Consider the following 19998-nt stretch of genomic DNA (forward strand, 5'->3'; position numbering starts at 1 on the left):
GTCAGCGCCAGCCGGCATGCTGTCCATACGGTCAGCCATCAACGCTGCTTCTTCATTGGTCAGTGCGGCAACGCGGGAATGTGCATCGGCTGATGCAACGCCCAACTGCTCCAGCTGCGCAAGTACTTCCGGACGATTCAGTTCGTTGATGATGCGTTCGCGGTTTTGCTGCGAAGTCACCGCTGCGTGGGCTTGGTCAGTGCCGACCATTGCTGCTTGCACGGACTGCGTGAAGCCGGTGAATGTGACGATCACCAGGGTGAGATGAATGAACAGGCGTTTGAATGAACGTAGCATAGTATCCTTTGGAATCGATTGTTTAGAACCACGACGCCATGTTCGTGTTTTCCCCGGTTTTGCCGGGGCGAGCATGTACGCATGGTTAGGAGCAGTCTCGCATGCTTGCCGGAATTATTGTGGATTAATATGGTCAACAACGCGATCCTGTCGATTTTTTACAAATCAGATGCACGACGATAATTAGACCTCCCACAGCGAAGATTGACATAAATGAACCGCAAACTCTTGTTGATTGCACTACTTGGCACCGCTGCCCTGGCCCAGGCGGCCAATGAAAACATCACCGTGTACAAAGACCCTGATTGCGGTTGCTGTACGGCCTGGATCGACCATCTGCGCGAGAACGGCTACAAGGTCAGGGCAGTGAACACGAGCGACATGGATGCGATCAAGAAAAAGTATGCGGTCCCGACAACACTCGCGAGTTGCCACACCGCAGTGATCGACCAGTCCGGTCAGGTAGTGGAAGGCCACGTGCCGGCCAATGCCGTGCGCAAACTGATTGCGCAGCCCAGGGTCAAGGGACTCGCGGTACCGGGCATGCCGGTCAATTCGCCGGGAATGGGCAAGATGGACGGCACGCTGGTGACCGTCGATTTCTCGGGCAAGCCATTTTCGAAGGACTGATTGACGGCTGCCGCCAGCACGACGGGCGCATGGCCGCCTATACCGCCGGTGGGTCGCCGTTGCGGCCGAACGCCCGCGCCGTGCGTTCGCGGCCAAGGCGAATCAGGTCCTCTGCCCGCCAGAACTCATGGATGCGGCAGGCATTGCGCGGAATCTGGATGATGATGTCGGGCGTATAGGCCGCCATCTTCAGGCGCGCAATGGTGTTTTCCATCGCCTCCATCGAGCGCAGCGCGACATCGATCATGCCGGGCGTATCGGCTGCCGTGGCACGCGGATAAAGACTTTCGACAAAGGCGCGGATACGACCGGCGTAGTCGTCCTGGGTCGGCAATTTTCCGGTCGTTGTTGCGGCCGCCGGCGCACTCGCGCCTGTTGCCAGGCGGGGGTCGGTCGATTCCACCGGTTCCGCACCGGCTTCGGCTGCGCCGCCTAGGTTCACGACCACGGTCAGGTCGGTCGTATCGTTCAGGGTCGGGGCGATCGGCACCGGATTGACCAGGCCGCCATCCACAAGGGTGCGCCCGCGGTATTCGACCGGCGTGAGCAATAGCGGAATGGCGATCGATGCGCGAATCGCGTCGAACAAGGCGCCGTCGCGCAGCCAGATTTCGCGACCGCTGTCGAGATCCATCGCGACGGCGGTAAATGCAATGTCCAGGTCTTCTATCCGGACGTCGCCCACCAGCTTGCGCAGCACGCCCATCACCCGTTCGCCCTTGAACAGCCCGGCGCCGTCGAAGGACAGGTCGAGCAAACGCACCACTTCCATGCGCTCCAGCGCCAGCGCCCATTCGGCATAGGTGGACAGTTTGCCGGCAGCGTAGATCCCGCCTACCAGCGCACCCATCGAGGTGCCGGCGATATTGCGGATCAGGTAGCCGTTCTCAGTGAGCCACTGGATCACACCGATATGCGCATAACCGCGCGCACCGCCACCGCCGAGCACCAGCGATACTGTTTTTTGTTGAAGTTGAATGTCTTGCATCCGGCAGCAGTGAGTAAAGCAAGCAGCGCACGGCGCCTGCCCCAGGGTGACCGCCGCCAGTGTAGCAGCGCCGGCAGATCCATGCGACAGGTACGGCGCCAGCCAAGGCACCTAGACCATGAATTGCGCGGCCGGCACTGGCCGCGAAAACAGGTAGCCCTGTGCAAAATCGCAACCGACGCCGGCCAGCAATGCGCGCTGCTCCTCGGTCTCGACCCCTTCTGCAATCACCTTGATGTTGAGCTTGTGGGCCATGACGATGATCGCCTCGCACAAGGCCATGTCTTCCGAGTTTGCATGCAGGTTGCGCACGAAGGACTGGTCGATCTTGAGGCTGTCGATGTCGAACTTCTTCAGGTACGACAGCGCCGAGTAGCCGGTGCCGAAATCGTCGAGCGACACTTGCACGCCGGCTTCGCGCAGTTCAGCAAGCTGGTCGACCACCATGGCGTTGGGCTCCAGCAGCAGGCCCTCGGTGATCTCGACGGCGATCGAGTGTCCCGGCAGGCCGATCTTGCGCAGGAATTCGGTCCACGAGTCGCCGCCACCGCGGATCCGGGTGCGGAACTGGACCGGCGAGCGGTTGATACTGACCTGGTAGACCCGATTGTCCTCGTCGCGCCAGTGCTTGATCTGGGACGCCACTTCGCGGAACACCCACTCGCCGATCTCGACGATCAGCCCGGTCTCCTCGGCGATCGGAATGAACACCGACGGCGGGATGTAGCCGCGTAGCGGATGGCGCCACCGGATCAGCGCCTCGGCCTTGTACACTGTGCCGCTTTCGAGGTCGACAATCGGCTGGTAAAACAGCTCGAATTCGCCGCGCGCGAGTGCGCCGCGCAATTCATTGGCCATCCACATTCGCGCCTGGGTTGCCTGCTGCATCGATTCGGTGAAGTAGCGATAGCGGTTACGCCCCTGGTTCTTGGCGCTGTACATCGCCTGGTCGGCATTCTTGAGCAATGTGTCGACGTCGCGCGCATCCTGCGGATACAGGGTGATGCCGACACTGGCCGACACATAGGCCGATTCAATGCCGAGCTGGAACGGCTCCGACATCCGGTGCAGGATGTTTTGCGCGACGAAGGCAATGTGTGCGAGGTTTTCCAGCTCCGAAAGAATGATCGTGAATTCATCGCCACCGAGGCGGGCAACGGTATCGCTGGCGCGAACGCAGCTGCGCAATCGCAATGCAGCTTCCCGCAACAGGATGTCGCCGACATCATGGCCCAGCGTGTCGTTGACGTCCTTGAATCGGTCCAGGTCGAGGAACATCAAGGCCAGCGGCAAGCCCGATCGGTTCGACTTCTTGATTTCGGTCTCCAGGTGTTCCTGGAATAGCCGCCGGTTCGGCAAGCCGGTCAGTGCATCGTAATTCGCCTGGTGCCAGATCAATTCCTCGGATGCCTTCTTGTCGGTGATGTCGGCGAAATTGCTGACCACCAGATCGACCTCGCCGCCGTGATCGAACAGCAGCTCGGTATTGATCGACACCCAGACCAGGCGGCCGTCTGAGCGCTGCAGCCCCATCACCACATCGCGCTGCGGCTTGCCGGTGGCGACACTGACCATGGCCGGATGCATATCGCGGGCGAACTCGGTGCCGTCCTCATGCACGGTGCGCATGAAGTCCGACAGCGAGCGCGCGCCCGCCATCTGCGCCGCCGTAAAGCCCAGGATCGTTTCGGCGGCGCGGTTCAATTCGATGAAAGTGCCGCCGCGCGACTGCACCAGCAGTCCGTCGGTCACCGCATCGAACACGGAAGCCAGCCGCTCGCGCGACGACAGCAGGTCCGACTCGATCTTGCGGCGCTCGACAATTTGCAGGTTCAGCGCCTTGTTCGTCGCACGCAGGTCTGCCGTGCGTTCCTGCACGTGCGCTTCGAGTTCATCGCGCGCGCGGCGCAGTTCGATGGTCATCCCGTGCGCCAGCGCCACCGCCCGCGCCCGTCCGCTGGCCAGCAGGAAAATCAGCAGCGACAGCAACACGCTGCCGATCATGCCGGCAGTGGCGATATAGACCGGCTTGCCGCTGTTAATGACAGCCTCGATATCCGGACGCGAATCAACCTCGATGGTCCAGGTACGCCCGGCAATGCTTAGCGTCTCTATGCTTTGCATCATCGCATCTCTTTCCGAGCGGCTCGCATCGGAGTCGAACATCTTGTTTTGCTGTGCAACCGACAGACCGTCGAACAAGCGGATATCGACCTCTCCGGTATTGGCGCCCAGCCCCGTCATCAAGTTGTTGATGCGGAACGGCACATAAACCCATCCGGAATGAGAGGCACGCCGCTGCTCCACCGAATCCACCGGCATCCATTGCCGGTAGATCGGCAAATACATCACGATCCCGGCTTGCTGATCACTGTCGTTCTCCTGGATCAGCCGCAGCTTTGCGGTAATCGCCGCGCGTCCGGTATCGCGCGCCTGCTCCATCGCGGCGCGGCGCAAAGGCTCGGAAAACATGTCAAAGCCAAGTGCGCGCCGGTTGGTTTCGCTGAACGGCTCGATACGCGTGACAGCGGTGTATACCGGGCGACTGCCGCCCGGCCAGATGTCATAGTCCGGAAACCCTTCGCGACGGATATCGTAGATGTGCGCCAACAGTTCATCGCGCGGGATCAATCTTGAGAGTCCCAGGCCCTGCATGCCAGGATAATTTTCGTCCAGCTTGAGGGCGCGAACGTATTCCGCAAATTCGCGCCGGGTCACTCCCTGCGACGCCAGGAACAGGCCCTGCGTACCGCGCAACACCTGTTCATAGGCGGCCATGCGCTGTTCCAGGCGATGTCGCAAATCCCGCGCGCTGGTATGGAATGCCGCCTGATGGAGTTCGGCCGCCTCGCTGCGCGCCGCCTGCCACAGCAGCCAGGTCAAGGTGCCTGAGGCCAGCAACATCAAGCCGGCCAACAACCAGGGAGAATAGCGTGTGTCGCGCCGATCGGGCGTACCCGCCTGCACGCTGCTTGACATGGGGAAATCCGGTTGTCGCATTTACATTGTGACTGGACCGGACGGGTTTGGTTTCCGGAAGACAGCTTGCCGTTTGCTTTATCTGCAGTATCTGGCGTGGGATCAATGATTGCCGGGTGCGGGGGAAACGTGCACGCCGGTTCGAAGTCCAATTCCGATACCGGTCCCCGGCCCCCCAGTGAAAAACGTCAAGCCAGGCTTGGGAGGGATGAGTGGACTAATGAAGATCAAACATCGAGGTGCATGATGCGCAAACTCCCCGGTTTCCAGCCCGGTCCCGCCGGCTTGGAACGTGTCGTACTTCGCAAGCTGCCAGTCGTGTTGTTGGCCGGCACCGTACTGCCCCTTCTTTTCATTGTCCTGGCGCCGATCGATCCGTCACATGCTGCGGCATTCGACTATGCGATCGTCGGACTGGTGCTGACCGAATGGCTGCTGGTCATCACCACTGCGATCGGCTGCCTGATCGTGATCCTGATGAAAGGCCACGCGTGGGTGGCCGACGCCTACGAGCTTTCGGACAGCAACCATCCGCGCGTTGCCGGGAACGACTCCCGGGATGGGCCTGAACGTGGCGACGACCGGGACGCTTGAGCATGCTGGCTGGACTGCATCTGCGATACTGCGGCGCAATCATCGCCAGCAAGTCGTTTCCGGTCAATCATCACCAATAAGTCAGCACCATCTTGGTTGCCAGCAAATAAAGCAAGCCGGCAAAAATGCGCTTGAGCCTGATCACCGGCAAGCGATGCGTCAGCCGCGCTCCCAGCGGCGCGGTCAGCACGCTGCCGCACACCACGCCAAACAGGGCCAGCATCGACACGAACCCGAGCGCATCGGATGGCAGCCCCGGTACATTCCAACCCGAGATCAGATAACCGATCGTGCCCACGATCGCCACCGGAAGTCCCAGCATGGCGCCGGTGCCGATCGCGGTACGGATGGAAATGCCGCACCACAACATGAACGGCACGGTCAAGAAGGCGCCGCCGGCCGAAACCAGGCCGCACACCACACCGATGACAAAGCCGACTAGCAACAACGCCAGGGTGCCGGGCACGGTGCGGCCCGGCTTTGGCTTGCGGTTCAGCATCATCTGGGTTGCGCCGGCATAGACGATGACGGTGAAAGCAAGTGCTAACGCACCCTGATCGATCCACCTCGCCGCGAGTGCCGACGCCAGGCTGCCCGCCACCATTCCGGGCGCAATTTTCCACACCAGCGCGAAATCGACCGCGCCCATGCTGGCATGCACCCGCGTGCTGGCAATCGAGGTAACGATGATGGTTGCCATGGCGGTGCCCAGCGCCAGGTGGATCACATGATCCGGCGCGAAATGCTGGGCCGTAAATAGCGCCGCCAGCACCGGCACCAGGACCATGCCACCGCCAATACCGAGCAAGCCGGCGAGGAATCCGACGACAGCGCCGGCCAGGCAGTATGCAGCGAACCAGATCATGTTTGTCCTGTTGATGAATAGCGGGATGCAGGTCACCGCCAAGGGCAAACCGACCCCGGATTATAAAGGCAGCCGCAATGGCAAGTCAGTGCCTGCCGGAAAATGCGCCATCCGGTATCCTGAGAAGCGCAGCAATTCCTCCGAACAACACGCATGATGGAACGACGGCAATGAAAATACTGATCCTGGGCGCTGGCGGCGTCGGCGGCTATTTCGGCGCGCGCTTGCAAGAGGCTGGCGCCGATGTGACCTGGCTGGTACGCCCGCAACGCTTGCAGGCATTGCGCCGCGACGGGCTGCGCATCGAAAGCCCGCTGGGCAACCTGCACCTGGCGGTGCAGGCCGTCACCAGCGACACGGCAACACCCGACTACGACCTGATCATGCTGGCGTCCAAGGCATACGACCTGGACGATGCGCTGGCTTCGCTGGCCAGGGCCATGGCAGGCAAGGCGCTGCTGCTGCCCTTCCTGAACGGGCTGTCCCACCTGGCCTTGCTCGACCGGCGCTACGGACGGGAAAGGGTAGCCGGCGGTGTCGCCCACATCGCGGCAACGCAGCGTCCTGATGCAACGGTGGTGCAACTCAGCGCCTTGCACAGCCTGATGGTGGGATCGCGCGCGCCGGCGCAGGAAGCGCTGGTCAAGGAATTTTTCGCGCTGTGCCAGGGTGCGCGCTTCGATGCAGTCCTTGCCGACGACATTGAACAGCAGCTGTGGAATAAATGGACTTTCCTGGCGACGCTGGCCGGCGCCACTACCCTGTACCGCGGTTCAATCGGCAAAATCATGGCGAGCGAAGAAGGCGCCGCGCTGGTAGACGAAATGTACGAGGAATGCCTGTCGGTTGCGGCAGCCTGGGGGCAGCGGGTGCCGGCCGAAAACCAGTCCAGGGCTCGCAGCCTGCTGCTCCAGCGCGACTCAGACTTCACCGCGTCGATGTACCGCGACCTGCTGTCGGGTCAACGCACGGAGCATGAACATGTGCTGGGCGAAATGTGCAGGATGGCGCAGGAGCGTGGCCTGGCAACGCCGCTGATGCGGGCGGCATGGTGCCACATGCAGGTGGAAAACCCGTGACAGCCCCGGCCTGGCCGGCGCAGCGCGACTGACATGCCCGGCGCGCACAACGCACGCAAGCTGGCGGCTAGTCGACGATGAACAGTTTCGCCCCCGCCGGCGCGCGGGAACGATGCGACTCGGCGCCGTCAGCGACCTGGTAACTCATGCCCGGCGTCAGCACGAAACTGCGCCCGTCGGACAGTTCGGTATGCAATTCGCCTTCCATGCAGTACAGGATGTGTCCCTTCTCGCACCAGTGATCGGCGACATAGCCGGCGGAATATTCCACCACCCGCACACGGATGTCGCCAAATACCCGGGTCCGCCACAGCGCCATGCCAACCTCGCCCTTGTGCTCGGTGCGCTCGATCTGGTTCCAGTCGGTGGTTCCGAATGCAATGTCCTGCATGCGCATGGTGATTTCCTTTTTCGGAGCGCCTGGCCCGGCGCTGACGCACTCACACGTTCACGGGCTCAGGCGTCCAATTCAGCGATCAGTTCGATTTCAACGCAAGCGCCCAGCGGAAGCTGGGCCACGCCGAACGCCGAACGCGCATGGCGTCCGCGCTCGCCAAAAATCTCGACCAGCAATTCCGACGCCCCGTTGGTCACCAGGTGCTGCTCGGTGAAATCCGGCGTCGAATTCACCAGGCTCATGAGCTTGACGATCCGGCGCACCCGGTTCAGGTCGCCGCCGCAGGCGTCCTGCAGCGTGGCCAGCAAGTCGATGGCAACGGCGCGGGCAGCGCTGCGGCCCTCGTCGGTCTGCATGTCGCGGCCAAACTGGCCGACCCACACTTTTCCTGCCTTTTTGGCAATATGTCCGGACAGCAATACCTGGTTCCCCATCCGGGCATGCATGACATAGGCGGCCGCCGGGCTGGCCACGGCGGGCAATTCGATGCCCAGGTTTTTGAGTTTTTCGTAGACGGACATGGTGACTCCAGCGAATGTTCAAGGATGCTGCCGCCCGGCGGGGGCGGCAAGTTCGAACGCTGATTTTACCCTCAGCGCTTGAAATCAGGCATTCCATCCCAACCTCCCCCGCCACCTGCCACACACCAACGTTAGAGGTAAAAAAATGGTCGCATCCGAAAAGCAAACCCTGGGGTTTCAGGCTGAAGTCAAGCAATTGCTGCAGTTGATGATCCACTCCTTGTACTCGAACAAGGAGATTTTCCTGCGCGAGCTGGTTTCCAACGCATCCGACGCTGCCGACAAGCTGCGCTTCGAGGCAATCAACAACACCGCCCTGTACGAATCCGATCCGGAACTCAGGATCGTGGTCGATTTCGACAAAGCGGCGCGCACCATCACCATTGCCGACAACGGCATTGGCATGAGCCGCACCGAAGCGGTCGAACATCTTGGCACCATTGCCAAGTCGGGCACCCGCGATTTCTTTTCCAAACTCTCTGGCGACCAGCAAAAGGACGCCGCGCTGATCGGGCAGTTTGGCGTGGGTTTCTACTCCGCCTTCATCGTCGCCGACCGGATCACGGTGGAAACCCGGCGCGCCGGCCTGCCGGCCAGTGAAGGCGTGCGCTGGGAATCCGGCGGCGAGGGCGATTTCACGGTCGAGACCATCGACAAGCCCGGCCGCGGCACCGCCATCACGCTGCACCTGCGCGAAGGCGAGGACGAGTTCCTGTCATCCTGGAAGCTGAAGTCGACCATCCGTCGCTATTCCGACCACATCGCGCTGCCGATCCAGATGAAGAAGGAAGCCTGGGATGAAGAGAAAAAAGAGAACATCGTCAGCGACGAACTCGAAACCATCAACCAGGCCAGCGCACTGTGGGCGCGCAGCAAGTCCGACATCACGCCCGAGCAATACAACGAGTTCTACAAGCACGTCTCGCACGACTTCCAGGACCCGCTGACCCATACCCACAACCGGGTCGAGGGCCGCAGCGAATACACCCAATTGCTGTACATCCCGGCGCACGCGCCGTTCGACCTGTGGGACCGCGAAAAGCGCGGCGGCATCAAGCTATATGTGCGCCGCGTGTTCATCATGGACGATGCGGAGCAACTGATGCCGGTCTACCTGCGCTTCGTCAAGGGCGTGATCGACTCCAACGACCTGCCACTGAACGTCTCGCGCGAGATCCTGCAGGAGTCGCGCGACGTCAAGGCGATCCGCGAAGGCTCGACCAAGCGCGTACTGTCGATGCTGGAAGAACTGGCCAACAGTGACGAGCAAGCGCAGCGCGACAAGTACGACAGCTTCTGGAAGGAATTCGGCCAGGTGCTCAAGGAAGGCATGGGCGAGGACAGCGCGAACAAGGAACGCCTGGCCAAGCTGCTGCGCTTTGCATCGACCCACAACGACACCGACGTGCAGAACGTTTCGTTGGCGGATTATGTCGCCCGCGCCAAGGAAGGCCAGGACAAGATCTATTTCGTCACCGGCGACTCGTGGAGCGCCGCGCGCAATTCACCCCACCTGGAAATCTTCCGCAAGAAGGGCGTGGAAGTACTGTTGCTGACCGACCGTGTGGATGAATGGATGCTGTCGTTCCTGACCGAGTTCGAGGGTCGGGAGATGGTATCGGTTGCCAAAGGCGACCTCGACCTCGGCAAGCTGGAAGACGAGACCGAAAAGAAGCAGCACCAGGAAACAGAAGCGCAATACCAGGAACTGGTCGGCAAGATGAAGGCCTCTCTGGCCGACAAGGCCAAGGACGTGCGCATCACCTTCCGCCTGACCGACTCGCCGGCCTGCCTGGTAGCGGACGAAAACGAATTGTCGGGCAACCTGTTGCGCATGCTCAAGGCAGCCGGCCAGGCAGCGCCGGACTCCAAGCCGATCCTGGAAATCAATCCGGATCATCCGCTGGTGCAACGCCTGAAATACGAAGACAGCCGCTTCGACGACTGGTCCAGCATCCTGTTCGACCAGGCCGCGCTGGCAGAGGGCGGAACCTTGAAGGACCCAGCTGGTTTCGTGCGCAAGTTGAATGAGATGTTGCTGGCGATGGCTGGAAAGTAGCAGGATGACACCCCGGGACCTGGTCCCGGGGTGATGGATACTGACTGGCCTGGATCGTGGACGGGATCCTTGCGCTGGCCGAGTATCCGGTCGCACAAAGTCATGCGCTAATGGCGCCATGACATGTCGCAAAATGGCCACGAATATTGTCGATAAACGCCCCATAGAACGTCTATCGAATGCTAATTCGCTACGTTCGCTACCCGCCCACTATTTGTTGTCATTTCTATACCAATTCTCCCTGCGCTTGGATACCGTATCGGCGGGAATGACAATAGCGACGCATTGCGGCCTGCACCCGTCACGCAGCGTTAAGCGGCGCTAAGCGGCGCCAACCAGGGCCAAGCAGCGTCAGCAGGCAGTCGCGCCAAAGCCATTCCCCCGATCAACGATCTCCGGAGGGTGGCAGCATGGTGGCATTTGTCTCAGGCAACGCACTGGGCCTGGAGGGTTATGCACTGCGGCTTCCCGGCCAGCAGGCTGACCCCGCCGCGCTCGGCCAGGCCGGCCTGCGCGCGCTGGTCAATACGCACACCGGCAACCTGGTGCTGCAACGGCAAGACGAGATCCTGCTCGGCCGCGGGCCGGACGTCGCCATACTGCGCACCTACAACAGCCAGGGCCAGCTCGATGACGACAATGCCGACAATGCCGACAATGCCGACAACTGGCGCATCGGCTTGTATCGCAGCATTGGCGAGCTGGCTGGCGCGATCAATGCGTCCGGCAGCACGCTGCGGCGCACCGATGGCGACGGCGCCGAGCAAGTCTATACCTGGGACGCCGCACGCAATCTCTACCGCAGCACCGCGCGCGCCGGCAGCCAGCACACGCTCACGCATGATGCGGCGGCCAACGACGGCAATGGCGCATGGACCTGGACCGACGGCGTCACCGGCGCCAGCGAGACCTACGACTGGTCTGGCGCATCCGGCAAGCTGCTGCGCGTGGCCGACCGCGACGGCAATGCGCTGACCTATGCCTATGCCGGCAACGTGCTGGCCAGCGTCACCAGCGCGTCGGGCGAACAAACGCTGTTCGATTACACCGGCACGCTGCTGACCCAGGTGCGCACCGTCAGCAATACCGGCGTGAGCACGATCCGCACCCGCTATGCCTACGACGCCCATGCGCGGCTGGCAAAGGTCAGCACCGACCTCTCGCCGCAGGACGGCAGCATTGCCGACGGCCGGGTCTTTGGCAGCAGCTACACCTACGACGACAGCAATGGCCGCAGCAACCGGGTCGCCAGCGTCACCCAGTCCGACGGCATCGACTTGCATTTCACTTACACGCTGGTCGGCGACACCTGGCGCGTGGCCACGATTGGCGACGCGCTGGGCCGCGTGACCCGCCTGGCGTGGGACATGGTGGACGGGCAGTCGCGCACCACCATCACCGATCCGGCCGGCATGCAGACCGTCACCAGCACCGACAGCCTGGGCCGGCTGACCAGCATGCAGGGGCCGCCTGTGGCCGGACAGCCCCAGGCCTTGACCTGGACCTACAACGACGCCGGCGACCTGCAAAGCACGGTCGATGCGCGCGGCAACACCACACGGTATGACTACGACGCCAGCGGCAACCAGCTGCGGGTGCGCCAGCAGGATGCCGCTGGCCGGGCCATCGGCAACCTCATCACGCGCGTGTTCGATGCGGATAACCGGCTGGTCGTCGAAACGATTTCCGGCGCAAGGGCAGACGGCATCGATCCCGCTGTAGATGGCACGCCGCCCGCCAGCACCCGCCATGCCTGGGACAGCCGCGGCCACCTGCGCTTTAGCGTCAGCGCCGCAGGGCGCGTCACCGAGCATCGCTACAACGCGCTGGGCCAGCGCGTGAGCAGCATCGACCATGCTGGCGCGCGCTACGACGTACAAGCCTTGGCCAGTGATGCCGCGATTGCCGAATCCGTGCTGGCAAGCTGGGTCGCCAACGGCATTGCCGACCAGACGCGCAGCATGCGCACCGACACGACTTATGATTTCCGCGGCCAAGTGGCGAGCGTGACGACCTATTCCACGCTGGATGCCGCCGGCAATGGCCTCGTCAATGGCACGCAAGCCACGACACATTACATCCATGACGCCGCCGGCAAGCTGCTGTCCACCGTCGCGCCCAAGGGCGTGGCCACGACCACCATATCGAGCGACTACGTCACCACCTTCGCCAACGACGGCCTGGGGCGGCTGACCCTGAGCCGCGACAGCCTGGGCCGCACCACGATCACTGCCTACGACAATGCCAACCGTCGCGTCATCACCACGATGGCAAACGGGCTGGTCACGACCTCTGCATTCAACCGCGCCGGCGAACTGGTCAGTGTGCTGCAATCCGATAGCGCGAGCGCGACCGGCACGACGGCTTACCAGTACGACGACGCCGGCCGCCTGCGCATGCGCAGCGACCCGACCGGCGTGCGCAGTTGGACCTTGTACGACGAAGCAGGGCGCAAGGTGGCGGACATCGACCACGACGGCAGCCTGGTCGAGACCGTTCATGACGCCGGCGGCCAGGTGGTACGCCGCATCGCGTATGCGACTGCGCTGACAGCAACGGTGCTGGCGTCCCTGGCCGATGCAAGCGGCCAGCCTGCCAGCGTGACCCTGGCGTCCTTGCGTCCGGGGGCATCGGCCAGCGACCGCAGTACCTGGCAACTTTACGACCATACCAATCGCCTGGCACGGAGCATCGATGCAGACGGCTTTGTCACCAGCAATGTGCGCGACGCCGCCGGGCGCATCATCGAAACCATTCGTCACGCCACGGCATTGCCGGCGACGATAATTGCCGCCATAACGACCGATACCGCGCATGACGATCCGGCGCTGGCGCCGCCGGCGCATCCGGACGACCGCCACACCCGCCATTTTTTCGACGCCGACGGCCTTGCCATTGCCACGCTGGATGCTGCCGGCTACCTGGTCGAGAACGACTACGACAGTGCTGGGCGCCTGGTGCACACGGTGCGCCATGCCGTGCAGACCGAAGGTGCACGGCGTAGCACGGGCACGCTGGCACAACTGCGGCCCGGCGAACACGCCAGCGACATCCATGAGTGGCTGTATTACGACAGCCGCGGCAAGCAGGTCGGCAGCGTCGACGGCGAAGGCTACCTGAGCGAATCGATCTACGACTTGCACGGAAACCTGACGCGGCAGGTGCGCTACGCCAACAAGGCCGTGGTCGCGCCGCTGTCGATGATGGCGTCCATGCTGCCGGGGGCGCTGCGCCCGGTAGCCAGCATGTACGACCAGACCAGCACGCAAACCTTCTCCTCCGAAAACCAGTTGCAATCCGCGACCGACTACCAGGGAACCGTCACGCGCTTTAGCTACGATGCCGCCAACAACGTGGTGCGCACCGACAAGGCCTGGGGCACCAGCGAAGTGCGCACGCTGCAAGCCCGCTATGACCGGCAGGGCCGCCTGCTGGGCGAACTCAGCGCAGAGGGCAGCGCGCAACTGGCCAGCGTGTCGATGCCGACCAGCGCCCAGGTCGACGCGATCTGGGCCAGCTACGGCCTGCGCCACACGGTCGACGCCGCCGGCCGCCGCACCAGCACCACCGATGCCAACGGCCTGCGCACGCTGTTCTACTTCAACACCGACGGCCAGTTGACCCACACCATCAATGAGATGGGTGAGCTGGTCGAGCAGCGCACCGATGCGCTCGGGCAAGTCACGCACACGATCCGCTACGGCTACCGGATAGCGGCTGCGACGCTGGCCACACTGACCGGCGGATTGGTAGACGCCAGGCTGCTGGCGGCGATTGACGCCATTCGCGACAGCGAGGCCGACAGTGTGGAGCAAGTGGTGTACACGCGGCGCGGCCACGTCGCCGCGACCATCGACGCCATGGGCGCGGCGCGCAGCAACAGCTATAACGCGTTCGGCGAGTTGGTTAGCCAGCAATTCCCGGCGATCCCGGCATCAGCAGGTGATGGCAGCGAACCGACTTCCGGAAACGAATACGGCAGCGACTACAGCTACGACCAGCGCGGGCTCCTGGTCCAGTCGCGCCAGGGCGGCGGCAGTATCGAGCGCGCCACGACCATCGTGCATGACGCATTCGGCCGCGCGATCCTCACGGTGGATGCCAACGGCAACCACCGCTCTGCAAGCCATGACCGCCTGGGCCGCGAGGTGCGCATCGCCGACAGCGCCGACGCCGTGCGCAGCACCACCTGGGACGCGTTTGGACGCACGCTGACGCAAACCGATGCGCTGGGAAATATCACCCAGACCCGCTACGGCACAGGCTTTGACCGCAGCACGGTCGTGACCACCGCCGAAGGCATCACCGTCATATCCCAGGCCAACCGCCATGGACAAGTGATTTCGGTCAACGACGGCAGCAGCTATCTGGGCAGCCGCAACACCTATGACCGCAACGGCAATCTCGTCAAGAGCACCGATGCTGCCGGAAATGTCCTGGTCAACGACTATGACCACGCCGACCGCCTGCTGCAAACGACCGATGCGCGCGGCGTGCGTACCACGTTCATGTACGACGCCGCCAACCGCGTACTGGTGCGCACGCTCGACCCCGGTGGGCTGAACCTTTCCACGCAATATGCCTGGGATGCCAAAGGCCAGGTGCTGCGCATGACGGACGCCAATGGCGTCGTCACCGCCACCAGCTACGACCTGAAAGGCCGGGTGGTGCAAGTCGCCGTCGATCCGGACGGCCTGAACCTGCGCACCTTCTACACCTTCGACCAGCGCGACCAGACCCTGAGTGTGACCGAAGGCGCCGGCACCGACGCTGCCCGCGTCACGCGCTATGCCTACGACCGTCTTGGCCGACGCATTGCCGAAACGGTCGATCCGGCCGGACTGGCGCTGACCACGTCCACCGAATGGGACCGCAACGACAACCTGGTGTCGCGCACCGACGCCAACGGCTGCGTCACCCGCTACTTCCACGACGCGCAAGACAAGCTGGTCTATACGCTCGACCCGATGGGCGGCGTCACGCATAACGTGCATGACCTCAATGGGCGCCTGATCAAGGTGGTGGCCTACGCCAGGCCGCTGGACGACATGCCGGCCAGCACGACCACGGCCGACATTGGCGCGCGCCTGCTGGCCAACGCCAGCCCCAGCGACCGCGTGACGCACATGGTGCGCGACCGGGATGGGCGCATCGTCCACGAAATCGACAGCCTGAACCAGGCCACTACCAGCGAGTTCGACAACAGCGGCAACGTCATCCGGCGCACCGTGCGCGCCAGGACGGTCACGCTGCCGGCCACGCTGACGGTGTCGAGCGTGAACAATGCCATCTATGGCAGCGCTGCCGACCGCGTCACGCGCACCGTCTACAACGCCATCAACCGCGCCGTGTTCACCATCGATGCCATGGGCGGCGTGACGCAGAACGAACATGATGCTGCCGGCCATGTCGTGCGCAGTGTCGCCTACGCCAATCCGATCTACCTGGGCTATAACCCGGTCATGGAGGAGGTCATTGCCGCGCTGGTGCCGGATGCCGCGCGCGACCAGGTCACGCGTACCGTATTCGACGCCGCCGGCCGTGCCGTGTTCAGCATCGATGGCATGGGCCATGTGAAAGAAACCCGCTACGACGCACTTGGCCTCATCGTCAGCACCGTCGATCACCCGCAGCCCGTCAGCCTGGAGGGCACACCCGGGCTGGCCGCTGTCCGTGCCGCGCTGTCGGCGACTGCAGCGTCATCGGACCCTGCCAGTGGCGTCGCCCCAGCCAGGATCAACACCTATGACTACGACAGCGCCGGCCGCCTGGTGGTCAGCATCGACCCCGCCGGCCATGTCGAAAAAACGACCTGGGACGCGCTGGGCAACAAGACCTCCTTCACCAACAAGCTGGGGGCGCAGTGGACCTATGCGTACGACGCCGCTGCACGCCTGGTCAGCGAGACCAGCCCGGAGGTGGCCGTCACCACCGTCAGCGACAGCCTGGTCGCCACCACAGAACACGTCGCGCTGCAAACGCGGCTGGCCCGGGATGCGCTGGGCAACCTGGTGGCGCGCACCGAAGCATGGGGCCGCGCAGAGCAGCGCACCACGCGTTATGAGTACGACGCACTGGGCCGGCAAGTCCGCGTGATCCATCCGCAGCTCAACATTTACGACGCCGCTGCCGACAACCTTTGGAAAAATGGCCTCGACGGCATCGTCAAGCGCACTGAGACCGGCATCACACCGACCACCACGGTCAGTTATGACCGCTTCGGCAATGCCACCGTCAACCGCGACGCCGCCGGCAATACCAGCTACCGGGTGTACGACCGGCTGGGCCGGATCCAGTACGCGATCGACACCGAGCGCAGCGTCACCGAATACGCCTACAACGTCCAGGGCCAGCAGATCCGGCTCACGCGCCATGTCGAGCAGATCAGCATGGCCGGCCACCCGGATGTCGCGGCACCGTTCACGGCGGCAGAAATCGCAGCGCTGCTCGGTACCAGCGCCGGCGACCGCAGCATCCTGACCGACTACGACCTGGCGGGCCGCGCCACGCGCATCACAGAGCCGCTGGTCGATGCTTACGATTCCAGCGCAGCAGCCGCCAGCCAGTATTTCACTGCCGGCAAGACCACACGCAATACCTATGACGCATTCGGCCGGATCACGCAGCAATCCACGCTGCGCAATCCACGGACCGGCACCTGGGCGCACACATTGAGCTGGTACGACATGCTCGGCAACAAGGTGGCGCAGGTCGATCCGATGGGTTACCTGAGCATCTGGGAGCATGACGCCAGTGGCAACATCACGCGCCATGTCGAGTATGCAAAAGCACTGGAAGCCGGTAGCTGGAATACCGCTGGCCATGCCGCGCCGGTGCTCACCGCCCCGGATACCAGTCCGGACAGCGCGATCGGCTACGACCGCGAGTGGCGCTACGACTACGACCTGAAGGGGCAGAAGATCCGGGATCGCCGGATCAATGCCGAATATGCGGAACATGCCGGCAACACCGACAACACGTTGGCAACGCGCTACGGCGACCTGTCGACCGAATACCAGTACGACGCGCTCGGCAACCTGGCGCAACTGACCGACGCCAGCGGCGCGTCGACCTTCACCTGGTATGACGTGCTGGGCCGCATCCGCGCCGTCGCCAGCCCCGCTGGTGACGGCCAGCTTGGGCTGACCACGCTCGACAATGACGCATTCGGTAATGTCACGCGCCAGACGCGGCATGCCCAGGGCGTATCGTCGGTAACCAGCGCCGGCCCTGCAGCGCCGCCGGGCGACAGCAATGACCAGGTATCCGTCAAGCGCTATGACAGCCACGGCCACCTGTTGCAGGAGGTCAACGCCGAAGGCGGTGCCACCTATCGGTCATACGACGCCATGGGTCGCGTCGCCAAGCAATGGCAGCCGGCCACCGACGCCGACGGTCGCGTCAAAAACGCCGTCAGGGCCTATGGGTATGACCGGACCGGACGGCAACTCAGCACCACCGAGTTCTTCGGGGTATGGGCACAAATGGTCGACAAGGTGTCCTACAACACCTTCGGCGAAATTACCCAAAAAGGCGTCAACGGCTACCAGGAATATTTCGATTACAACGCCGCAGGCCAACTGTGGCGCACCAACAGCGAAGACGGCGTCGATCGTGTGTATTTGCGCGACTTGCAAGGGACCGTCACTGCTGAAATCCGGAGCCAGCAGCGCGACCTCAAGTACGGTTTCAGAACCGCCGCCGAAGTCGCCGTGCTGCGTGACAACGTGATGCGCACCGACACCATCGTCGACCTCAATGAACGGGTTGTTCGCCAAGTGCTGCCCACGTTCAGCGTCGAGCGTAACATCGCCGTTGCCCCGGCGCCGGTTTTTCCGCCGGCTGCGCTGTCGGTGGGCGTCAGTTCGGATGCGGGATACGCCGCTTACGCCGATAGCGCGGAATGGGCTGGGTACAACCACGTCACGCTTTACTGGCCATCGGTAGCGCCTTGGGGCGACGGCAATGTCCATGTCCAGGTCGACTACACCGATCCCATGACGGCTTGGTATGACGAGTACACCGGTATACGTCACATAGCCACCAAGTCGATTGGCCGCGAGTACGCCTCGCAGACCGCCGCTGCCGGTGTGCAGGTGAGCTGGCATGCGTCGGAGACCCAGGGAAGCATAGAGACCGTCACTCGCGTCACGCTCTACAAGCGCGACGCGACCGGACAGTGGGTTCTGTTGCAGCAAGCCATTCCCTCCGCTGCGCAAATGCGATACCTGGCCGTGCCACCGATGACGGCGCTGGGCGGCAAGGTCGTCGTCAAGCTGCGTCCGGCCGGTACTACTGCATGGTCGGTGGCCACGCTGATCGACATGGGCCGGCAAACCCTGGTCGACACCAGCAGGCTCAGCGCCGCCCTGACCTATGACTTCGAGATACTGCACTACCGCCGCGACGACAGCAGCGGCGAATACGAAACGCTGCACTACGCCAGCGCCACCGGCCAATTGGGCGTGAGCGGCAACGGCTGGGTAAGCAGCACGCCGACACCGGCGACCACCGACAGCGTGCGCCATGCACCGGTCATCGAGCAAACGCTCGACCGCTGGGGCAATGTGATCGGCGTATCGCGCCCGGGCGACGCCAACGCCATCACCCGCACCCGCTACGACGGCCTGAACAACGTGCTGCAGCAAACCGCCATGCCGGTCGACGTGTGGGGCGAGGACGGCATCGCTACCCGCAGCACACCGGTCATGCGCCAGTATTACGACCTGCTCGGCCGCCTGCTGGGCGACACCGACGCCAACGGCAACACCGAATCGCGCCGCTACGACGCCGCCGGCAACGTCATCGCCGAAGGCCATGCGGACGGCGGCACCATCCTCCATACCTACGACCTGCTCGGCCGCAAGACCAGCACCACCGATGCCGCCGGCAAGACCACCCGCTACACCTGGGACCGGATGAACCGGCTGAAATCCGAACAGCGTCCGATCGGCGCCGACTATTACGAATACGACCAAGCCGGCAACCGCATTCGCGAATCGGGTGCGCGCGTGGCCCTGACGCATTGGTACGACATGCGCGGCAGGCTGGTGCGTACCCGCAATCCGCTGGGCGGTGAAACCAGCATCAGCTACGACATGTATGGCAACAAGACATACGAGTCCAATGCCAATGGCGACTGGGCAAGCTGGAGCCACGATGCCTTCGGTCGCCTGCAATCGCACACCGACTTCGGCGGCATCGTCTACACCTATGGCTACAACAGCGGCCGCCAATTAACCAGGCAAAGCAGCACCGGCGGCCAGTCGCTGACGCAGGAGTACTACGCCAACGGCGCACTCAAGCGCATCACCGACAAGGCGCTCAACGCCGAAACCTATTACGAGATCGACGCCGCCGGCAACCGCACTCGCGAGCGTTTCACCAAGGCCGGCATCATCCACCAGGACAACCGGATCACGTTCGACAATGCCGGTCGCATCATCACCGTCCAGGACAACCGCTACACGCTGACCTACGGCTACGACGCCAACGGCAACCGCCGCTTCAACCGCGCCAGTTATTACGACGTTGCCGGCGTCCGGCAGCGTATCGAAAACTGGTACCAATACGACAGCATGGACCGCGT

The 19998-nt window shown here is 63.2% G+C and carries 12 protein-coding genes; 6 read left to right on the forward strand and 6 right to left on the reverse strand.

Features of this window, described 5'->3' with window-relative positions:
- Positions 1-372 (reverse strand): PA2779 family protein (locus tag Q7T64_RS17265; protein WP_304798309.1); only part of this gene is annotated, 372 nt, incomplete at its 3' end.
- 138 nt (positions 373-510) lie between these two features.
- Here Q7T64_RS17265 and Q7T64_RS17270 point away from each other — a divergent pair.
- A complete protein-coding gene (locus Q7T64_RS17270) occupies positions 511-927 on the forward strand; it encodes a DUF411 domain-containing protein (protein ID WP_304798312.1) in 417 nt (138 codons plus the stop codon).
- A gap of 37 nt (positions 928-964) precedes the next feature.
- Here the strand turns inward: Q7T64_RS17270 and Q7T64_RS17275 are convergent, their stop codons facing one another.
- Together Q7T64_RS17275 and Q7T64_RS17280 are read right to left on the reverse strand one after the other, a co-directional pair.
- Positions 965-1915, reverse strand: a complete 951-nt coding sequence (locus Q7T64_RS17275) for a patatin-like phospholipase family protein (RefSeq protein WP_304798315.1) — start codon at positions 1913-1915, stop codon at positions 965-967.
- Positions 1916-2026: 111 nt separating this feature from the next.
- Positions 2027-4894, reverse strand: a complete 2868-nt coding sequence (locus Q7T64_RS17280; RefSeq protein ID WP_304798319.1) for an EAL domain-containing protein — start codon at positions 4892-4894, stop codon at positions 2027-2029.
- A gap of 285 nt (positions 4895-5179) precedes the next feature.
- Here Q7T64_RS17280 and Q7T64_RS17285 point away from each other — a divergent pair, with 285 nt between their 5' ends.
- Entirely contained in the window at positions 5180-5488 is a 309-nt protein-coding gene (locus tag Q7T64_RS17285; RefSeq protein WP_304798322.1) for a hypothetical protein, read from the forward strand.
- A 70-nt stretch (positions 5489-5558) separates the two neighbouring features.
- On the opposite strand, the gene Q7T64_RS17290 is transcribed toward Q7T64_RS17285, so the two are convergent.
- A complete protein-coding gene (locus Q7T64_RS17290; RefSeq protein WP_304798325.1) occupies positions 5559-6353 on the reverse strand; it encodes a sulfite exporter TauE/SafE family protein in 795 nt (264 codons plus the stop codon).
- Here Q7T64_RS17290 and Q7T64_RS17295 point away from each other — a divergent pair.
- Both Q7T64_RS17295 and Q7T64_RS17300 read left to right on the forward strand, forming a co-directional pair.
- Positions 6352-6510: a hypothetical protein gene (locus Q7T64_RS17295; protein ID WP_304798327.1), complete on the forward strand. Its 159-nt coding sequence runs from the start codon at positions 6352-6354 to the stop codon at positions 6508-6510. The genes Q7T64_RS17290 and Q7T64_RS17295 overlap by 2 nt on opposite strands.
- Positions 6511-6523: 13 nt before the next feature.
- Positions 6524-7432, forward strand: coding sequence for a ketopantoate reductase family protein (locus Q7T64_RS17300; RefSeq protein ID WP_304798330.1), 909 nt, complete (start codon positions 6524-6526; stop codon positions 7430-7432).
- A 67-nt stretch (positions 7433-7499) separates the two neighbouring features.
- On the opposite strand, the gene Q7T64_RS17305 is transcribed toward Q7T64_RS17300, so the two are convergent.
- Positions 7500-7829: a DHCW motif cupin fold protein gene (locus tag Q7T64_RS17305; RefSeq protein WP_304798333.1), complete on the reverse strand. Its 330-nt coding sequence runs from the start codon at positions 7827-7829 to the stop codon at positions 7500-7502.
- 59 nt (positions 7830-7888) lie between these two features.
- On the reverse strand, positions 7889-8350 hold the full coding sequence (locus Q7T64_RS17310; protein WP_304798336.1) for a RidA family protein: 462 nt from the start codon (positions 8348-8350) through the stop codon (positions 7889-7891).
- A 145-nt stretch (positions 8351-8495) separates the two neighbouring features.
- On the opposite strand from Q7T64_RS17310, the gene htpG reads away from it, so the two are divergent.
- Positions 8496-10409, forward strand: a complete 1914-nt coding sequence (gene htpG / locus Q7T64_RS17315) for a molecular chaperone HtpG (RefSeq protein ID WP_304798339.1) — start codon at positions 8496-8498, stop codon at positions 10407-10409.
- A 410-nt stretch (positions 10410-10819) separates the two neighbouring features.
- The coding region (locus Q7T64_RS17320) for a hypothetical protein (RefSeq protein WP_304798342.1) at positions 10820-19998 on the forward strand (9179 nt) is incomplete at its 3' end.

This window comes from Lacisediminimonas sp. (genome assembly GCF_030645335.1).
In the GTDB taxonomy this organism is placed as follows: domain Bacteria; phylum Pseudomonadota; class Gammaproteobacteria; order Burkholderiales; family Burkholderiaceae_D; genus Lacisediminimonas.